The organism is Clostridium sp. (genome assembly GCF_017888565.1).
Lineage (GTDB): Bacteria > Bacillota > Clostridia > Clostridiales > Clostridiaceae > Clostridium.
The window spans coordinates 41804-49412 of sequence record NZ_JAGHFX010000062.1 but is presented as its reverse complement, the minus strand read 5'-3'; the positions used below and the strand labels follow the sequence as shown (position 1 = coordinate 49412).

Sequence of the window (7609 nt, the reverse complement as noted above, 5' to 3'; positions counted from 1 at the left end):
TGCATTTATTTTAAATTCTGCACTATAAGCTTTGTGCTTTATTGACATAAAAAATCACCCCATTATGTAGATTGTACACGACCTTTTATTGACTGTCTACATAATGGGGGTAAGACCATTTCGTTAGGTCCTTTTAAAGCCTTGAATTTACTGCTTTTTAAGAGTTTTTATGTTGGGTTTTTATCTGTTATTTAAATATATAAGAAGCTAAAAATTTCAAAATTTCTTACAAAAGTTTCTGTTAATAAGAATTTAAAAAAAAATAAATGATTTAATTGCTTTAAAATGTTATAATCATTAGACGTGATGTTAATATTGATATTTAGGGGATTAATACGAAGATTTCAAGTATCAATTGTCAATTTTAAAAAAGTGGGTGTTTAAATGTCAAATAACAGATTTTTACCAATAAGTAAAGAAGATATGCAAGAACGTGGATGGGAACAATGTGATTTCATTATAGTAACAGGTGATGCCTATATAGATCACCATAGTTTTGGAACAGCAATTATTTCAAGAGTATTAGAAGATGCAGGATATAAAGTTGGTATAATCCCACAGCCAGATTGGCATAGTACAGACGATTTTATGAAGCTTGGAAGACCAAGGCTTGCCTTCTTAGTCAATGGTGGGAATATGGACCCCATGGTTAACCACTATACTGTAAGCAAGAGAAGAAGGGAAAAAGATCTTTATACTCCTGGTGGAAAAATGGGAGCAAGACCAGATAGAGCCACAATAGTTTATTGTAATAAAATAAGAGAAGCCTATAAAAATATAAATATTGTTATAGGGGGATTAGAAGCAAGTTTAAGAAGATTAGCTCACTATGATTATTGGGATAATAATGTAAGAAATTCAATACTTATAGATAGTGGAGCAGATCTTATAACATATGGAATGAGTGAAAAGCAAATTGTAGAAGTTGCAAATGCTTTAAATGATGGATTTGAAGCAAAGTACATAAGGCATGTAAATGGAACTACATATACTATAGATTCATTAGATGAAATTTATGGTGATTATAAGTTATTACCTTCAAGAGAAGAAGTTACAAAAGATAAAATGAAATATGCTGAAGCTTTTAAAATACAATATGAAGAACAAGATCCTGTAAGGGGAAAAGTGCTTGTGCAAAAGCATGGAGATAGATATGTAGTTTGTAATACACCAGAAATGCCTCTTACAAGAGAAGAATTAGACAAAGTTTATGCACTTCCATATACTAAGGAATCTCATCCTATATATGATGAATTTGGTGGAATTGCAGCTTTAGAAGAGGTTAAGTTTAGTTTAGTAAGTTCAAGAGGATGTTTTGGTAACTGTTCATTTTGTGCAATTACATTCCATCAAGGAAGAGCAGTTCAAAGTAGAAGTGAAGCATCTATATTAGATGAAGCTGTTGAAATAACTAATCTTAAGGATTTTAAGGGATATATACATGATGTTGGAGGCCCAACTGCAAACTTTAGAAAGCCAGCTTGTAAAACACAGCTTACTATTGGTGCATGTAAGAGTAAACAATGTTTAACTCCAAAGCCATGTAAAAACTTAATAGTAGATCATAGTGAGTTCTTAGGACTACTAAGAAAAATAAGAAAGCTTCCTAAAGTAAAAAAGGCCTTTGTTCGTTCAGGATTAAGATACGACTACATAATGGCAGATAAAAATGATACTTTCTTTAGAGAACTTGTTGAACACCATGTTAGTGGACAATTAAAAGTTGCTCCAGAACACGTTGCGGCTAACACTTTAAAATATATGGGTAAGCCTTCAGGTGATACTTATGATAGATTTAGAGAAAAGTTCTTTAAGATTAATAAGCAATTAGGTAAGGAACAATATTTAATTCCATACCTAATGTCAAGTCATCCAGGTAGTGGATTAAATGAAGCAATAGAATTAGCGGAATACTTAAGAGATACAAAATATCAACCAGAGCAAGTTCAAGACTTCTATCCAACACCGGGAACATTATCAACTGCTATGTTCTATACAGGAGTAGATCCTATAACTGGTAAAGAAGTATATGTTCCAAAGACAAGAGAAGAAAAAGCTATGCAAAGAGCACTTCTTCAATTTAAAAATCCTAAAAACTATAATTTAGTTCATGATGCTTTAGTTAAAGCAGGAAGAGAAGACTTAATAGGAAATGGACCTAAGTGTTTAATAAAATCAAAAGCTGATAGATATATGGCAAAGATAAAAAAAGAAGAAGCAATAGCAAGGGGAAACTCTAATAGAGGTAAACAAGGCTCTAAGTCAAAATCTTCTTCAAAGTCATCTTCAAGAATGAATAGTAAATCAAATTCAAAGGCTACAAATAGTAAAGGTGCATCAAAAGAAAAATTTGGAGATTTTAAAGGTAAAGGATCAAAGTCAAGAAATAGCAAGAGCAATAGTAGAAAAGGAAGATAAAAATTAAACTACTATAACAATCCTATAGCCAAAGGGGAATAATTAAATGAAAAAGAGTTTTAGAATAGATGAATTCATATTAAAATATCCACAGGTAGAAGAGATCATAAAGGAAAATAATATAGACGTAGAAGCTTTAAAGGATATTTATAATGATTTCGTAGATTATGAAGTTTCTTATGAGAATCAAGCAGATTTTATATCTAATATTTTACGTTCTCAGCCAATGATTCACTCAGTTAAATCAAGAATAAAGAACCCAGATAGATTAATTGAAAAAATTATAAGAAAAACTGAAGATAGAAAATTAAAATATGGTGAAGACTTTCAATTTACTTTAGATAATTATAAAAATGAAATAAATGATTTAATTGGAATTAGGGTTATACACATATTTAAAGATCAGTGGCAGGATATTCATGAATTTATCACTAAGACTTGGAAGGTTATTGAGGTTACTGCAAATGTTAGAGAAGGAGACAATACTAAAAAGTTCGAAGAACTAGATATTGAAGTTAGATCAAGAATATCGGGATATAGGTCAGTTCATTACTTAGTAGAATTTTATCCAACTAACGAAAAAGTTATAGCAGAAATTCAAGTAAGAACCATATTTGAAGAAGGATATGGAGAAATAGATCATAGACTTAGATATTCTCACGTAGAAATACCAGAAATACTAAAGTCAAATCTTCTTTTATTTAATAGAATTGCAGGAAGTGCCGATGAGATGGCTTCTTTGATAAATGATTTAAGTAAAGAATGGTTTAATAAAGAAGAAGAATTTTTAAATGTAATAAAAAAACAGCAAGAAGAAATAGAAAGATTAAAAAGTTTAGAACCTTGAGAAATCAAGGTTCATTTTTTCACAGCCATCTAGCTTATGGAACATATCTATTTATCTTCGCAATTATATCCGTAAAATAATACAATTTATGTATTGACTAAACATAGATAATGATCTATATTTAAATGTGTTATAAATAGATAACTATCTATATATTTTATAAACTATATATAGATAGTTATCTATGTAAGGAGGGTGTAATGATTAAAAACTATGAGAAGAATATAAAAATATTTAAAGCACTAGGTGAAATAAATAGAATTAAGATAGTAGATATGTTATCTACAGGGGAAAAATGTGCTTGTATAATCTTAGAAAATTTTCATTTTACCCAGCCAACATTATCCCATCATATGAAGGTTTTGATGGATTGTGGAATAGTGAAATGTAGAAAAGAAGGTACATGGATGTATTATAGTTTAGATATAGAGTTATGTGATGAGCTTATGAGATTTTTGAATAGTATTTTAACTAATAATCAAAGATGTATATGTAGTTCAAAGTGCATTGATAAGAATGAATAATTTTTAATATGGAGAGAAATATGAAAAAAGTTGATTTAACTAAAGGTAATGTGTTAAAGGTATTAATTACTTTAGCAATACCTATAATAGGTAGTTCCCTATTACAATTTACTTATAACTTAATAGATATGTTATGGGTAGGGGGACTAGGTAGTGATGCAGTAGCAAGTATAGGATCTTCTAGCTTTTTTATTGGACTTGGATATTCAATTAATGCATTTGTTGTTATAGGGACAGGAATAAAGGTTGCACACTCTATAGGGAAAAAAGATAATAAGGCGGTAGAAGAGTATATATCTAATGGAATAATATTAAACGGAGTTGTTAGCTTAATATATTGTTTAGTATTGATCTTTTTTGGAAAGAACTTTATACAGTTTTTAAATTTAGGTAATACTATAGTTGAAAAACAATCATATGTTTATTTAGCTATAAGTTCACCAATGCTTTTCTTTTCTTTTTTCAATACGTTATATATCAGAATTTTTAATAGTTTTGGTGTTAACAAAAGCGCTCTTAATATAAGTGCAGTAGGGGTAGTCATAAATATGATTCTAGACCCCCTATTTATATATGTTATGGATCTAGGGGTTACAGGTGCTGCACTTGGAACATTAATAGCAAATGGAATTATGTTTATATTATTTATGATAAAGGCAAGGAACTTATTTAGTATTAATTTTAGAAATGGATTGGATTATAAGAAGATTAAAGAAATAACTCTTTTAGGACTTCCTATGTCTTTTCAAAGAGTATTATTCACTTTAGTAAATATTATTTTAGCTAGAATAATAGGAGGATTTGGCTCAGATGCAATAGCAGCTCAAAAAATAGGTCTACAAATAGAATCTATAGTTTATATGATTGTTGGTGGGCTAAATGGAGCTATTTCTGGGTTTGTCGGTCAAAATTATGGAGCTAAGAGGTATGATAGAATAAACAAAGGTTATAATACAGCAATAGGAATAGGTATAATATATGCTCTATTTGTAAGTATAGCATTTATATTTGTCCCAGAAGTATTAGTAAAGATATTTATTAGAGAAAATAATACTATTGTAATTGCAAGTGATTATTTAAGAATAATAGGGTTTTCACAAATATTTGCAACTATAGAAATGATATCTAACGGTGTTTTTACAGGGCTTGGAGTGCCTAAAATACCAGCGTTTATAAGTATAATTTTTACTATACTTAGAATACCACTAGCATTAGTGCTTACAAAATACATAGGGGTAAGTGGAATATGGTGGGGAATATCGATATCAAGTATTTTAAAAGGTTCGACAGCCTATTTGATTTATAAATTTAGGATATGGAAGGAGTATAAAGATGTTAGATGTGATTAAATCACTTGAATATAGAAATAAATTATTAAGAGGAAATTTTGGAGTAGAGCGTGAGACATTGAGAGTAAATGAAAATGGTGAATTAGCTTTAACTAAGCATCCAGAAGTATTTGAATGTAAGATAAGTCATCCATATATAACCACTGATTTTTCAGAAAGTCAAATTGAGCTTATAACACCAACTTTAAATACTTTAGAAGAGGTTTATAGCTTTTTAAATTCTCTTTATGATATTACAGCACTGGAACTTAAAGATGAATATCTTTGGCCACAATCTATGCCATGTGATATTCCAGATGATGATTTAATTCCTGTTGCAGATTATGGTAAGTGCGATACTGGCAAAGGGGCAAGTGACTATAGAAAGAAACTTTTAAAAAAGTATGGTGGGAAAAAACAATTAATATCTGGAATACATTATAATTTTTCTTTTAATGAAGAGTTAATAAAAGATTTATATAAAATTCTTGGGAAGGAAGAAAAGTATAGAGACTTTAGAGATAATATTTATTTAAAGGTAGTTAGAAATTATTTAAGATACAGATGGTTACTTATATACCTTCTAGGTGGAACAACTATTATGCATAAGACATTTGGAGAAAAATGTGTAGTAGATTTAAATAAGATAGCAACTGATAGTTTTACTAATGATGGAGCTATATCTTATAGAAATAGTGAATGTGGGTACAAGAATCCTATAGATTTATATCCAGAATATACTTCAGTTAAAGATTACGTTTCAAGTGTATATAGATTTATAGATGATAGACTTATAGATAGTCATAAAGAGTTATATACGCAAATAAGATTAAAAGCAATGGATAACACTAGATTTTTAGATTCATTGTTAGATGAGGGGATAAATTACCTTGAGATAAGAAGTATAGATATAAATCCATTTAATAAAGCTGGTATATCATTAGATGATTTGAACTTTATAAATATATTTACTATATACTTGCTTATTAAGGAAGAAAGTGATTATAAGAACTGGCAAGAGGAAGCTCAAAATAATCAAAATATAATTTCTATGTATGGTCAAATGGATGTAACATTATATAAAGATGGCAAAACTATATCAAAAAATGATTGGGCTATGCAAATATTAAATGAAATTAAAGATATGAATAATGAGCTATGTTTAGGAAAAGAAGAAATAATAAATAATATGATAGAAAAAGTATTAGATCCTAAATTAACTTATGCTGCTAGAATTTCTGAAATGGTAAAAGAAGAAGGATTTATAGAAAGTCATTTAAAATTAGCTAAGGCATATCATGAAGAGGCTTATAAAAATAGATTTAAATTAGAAGGTTTTGAAGATTTAGAGCTTTCAACTCAAATATTAATGAAGGAAGCCATGAAAAGAGGAATAAAGGTTGACGTAATAGATAGAAGTGAAAACTTTATTTCATTAAAGAAGGGGAATCATATTGAATATGTAAAGCAAGCAACTAAAACTTCTAAAGATAGCTATATAGCAGTTTTAATGATGGAAAATAAAGTTGTTACAAAAGAAATTTTAAATAAAAATAATATAAAAGTTCCTAGTGGCTTTGAATTCTTTACTTTAGAAGATGCTATGGAAAATATTAATAAATTCATTGCTAAACCTATAGTAGTAAAACCGAAATCAACTAATTTTGGAATTGGTATATCAATATTTAAAGATGGAGCAAAGGAAGAAGATATTAAAGAAGCTTTTGAAATAGCTTTTGCTAATGACAATACAGTTTTAGTTGAAGAATTTATTAAAGGAAAAGAATATAGATTTTTAGTAATAGGAGATAAGGTACATGGAATCCTTCATAGAGTACCAGCAAATGTTATTGGAAATGGCAAAAGTACAATTAGAGAACTTGTTGAAGAAAAAAATAAAAGTTCACTTAGAGGAAAAGGATATAAAACTCCATTAGAAAAAATAAATTTAGATGATCATGCTAAGTTATTCTTAAAACAAGAAGGTAAAGACTTTGATTATATTCCCGATGAAGGTGAAATTGTATATCTAAGAGAGAACTCAAATATTAGCACAGGTGGAGATAGTATAGATTATACAGATTTAATACCACAAAAATTTAAAGATATAGCTGTAGAATCTTCAAGGGCTGTTGGGGCAACTATTTGTGGAGTTGATATGATGTTAGAAGATTATAATGATGAAGACACAAACTATGCAATAATTGAACTTAATTTCAATCCTGCTATTCATATACATTCATATCCTTATAAAGGAAAAGAAAGAGAAATTGCAAAAGAAATATTAAATACTCTTGAATTATTAAATAAATAGATAGCAAATAAAAAGAACTTTTCTTAACTAAATTGTTGAAGAGAAGTTCTTTTATTTATTATATAAAAGATATTAAAGTTCGATATTAATAATTAACAAAAGATATAATGTTTAAATTAAAAGTATAGACAAGTATTTTAATAATATATATAATAGTGTTGTGAAATGTTTTATATTT

Annotated in this window: 5 protein-coding genes; all 5 read left to right on the top strand. The window is 28.4% G+C overall.

Features of this window, described 5'->3' with window-relative positions; all coding sequences use genetic code 11:
* Positions 1-384: 384 nt before the first annotated feature.
* Entirely contained in the window at positions 385-2418 is a 2034-nt protein-coding gene (locus tag J7M87_RS12800; protein ID WP_291651436.1) for a YgiQ family radical SAM protein, read from the top strand.
* A gap of 46 nt (positions 2419-2464) precedes the next feature.
* Complete coding sequence (locus tag J7M87_RS12795) at positions 2465-3265, top strand: RelA/SpoT domain-containing protein (RefSeq protein ID WP_291651435.1); 801 nt, start codon at positions 2465-2467, stop codon at positions 3263-3265.
* 200 nt (positions 3266-3465) lie between these two features.
* Positions 3466-3789, top strand: a complete 324-nt coding sequence (locus tag J7M87_RS12790; RefSeq protein WP_291651434.1) for a metalloregulator ArsR/SmtB family transcription factor — start codon at positions 3466-3468, stop codon at positions 3787-3789.
* Between the two features lie 20 nt (positions 3790-3809).
* Positions 3810-5138: an MATE family efflux transporter gene (locus tag J7M87_RS12785; RefSeq protein ID WP_291651433.1), complete on the top strand. Its 1329-nt coding sequence runs from the start codon at positions 3810-3812 to the stop codon at positions 5136-5138.
* Entirely contained in the window at positions 5122-7431 is a 2310-nt protein-coding gene (gshAB, locus tag J7M87_RS12780) for a bifunctional glutamate--cysteine ligase GshA/glutathione synthetase GshB (protein WP_291651432.1), read from the top strand. Before J7M87_RS12785 ends, gshAB begins: the two co-directional genes overlap by 17 nt.
* The last annotated feature ends 178 nt before the right edge of the window (positions 7432-7609 follow it).

What these genes read in the sequence shown, in the direction of transcription:
- J7M87_RS12790 (WP_291651434.1), top strand. Translation starts at nt 3,466, where the DNA reads ATGATTAAAAACTATGAGAAGAATATAAAAATATTTAAAGCACTAGGT.
- J7M87_RS12800 (WP_291651436.1), top strand. Translation starts at nt 385, where the DNA reads ATGTCAAATAACAGATTTTTACCAATAAGTAAAGAAGATATGCAAGAA.
- J7M87_RS12785 (WP_291651433.1), top strand. Translation starts at nt 3,810, where the DNA reads ATGAAAAAAGTTGATTTAACTAAAGGTAATGTGTTAAAGGTATTAATT.
- gshAB (WP_291651432.1), top strand. Translation starts at nt 5,122, where the DNA reads ATGTTAGATGTGATTAAATCACTTGAATATAGAAATAAATTATTAAGA.
- J7M87_RS12795 (WP_291651435.1), top strand. Translation starts at nt 2,465, where the DNA reads ATGAAAAAGAGTTTTAGAATAGATGAATTCATATTAAAATATCCACAG.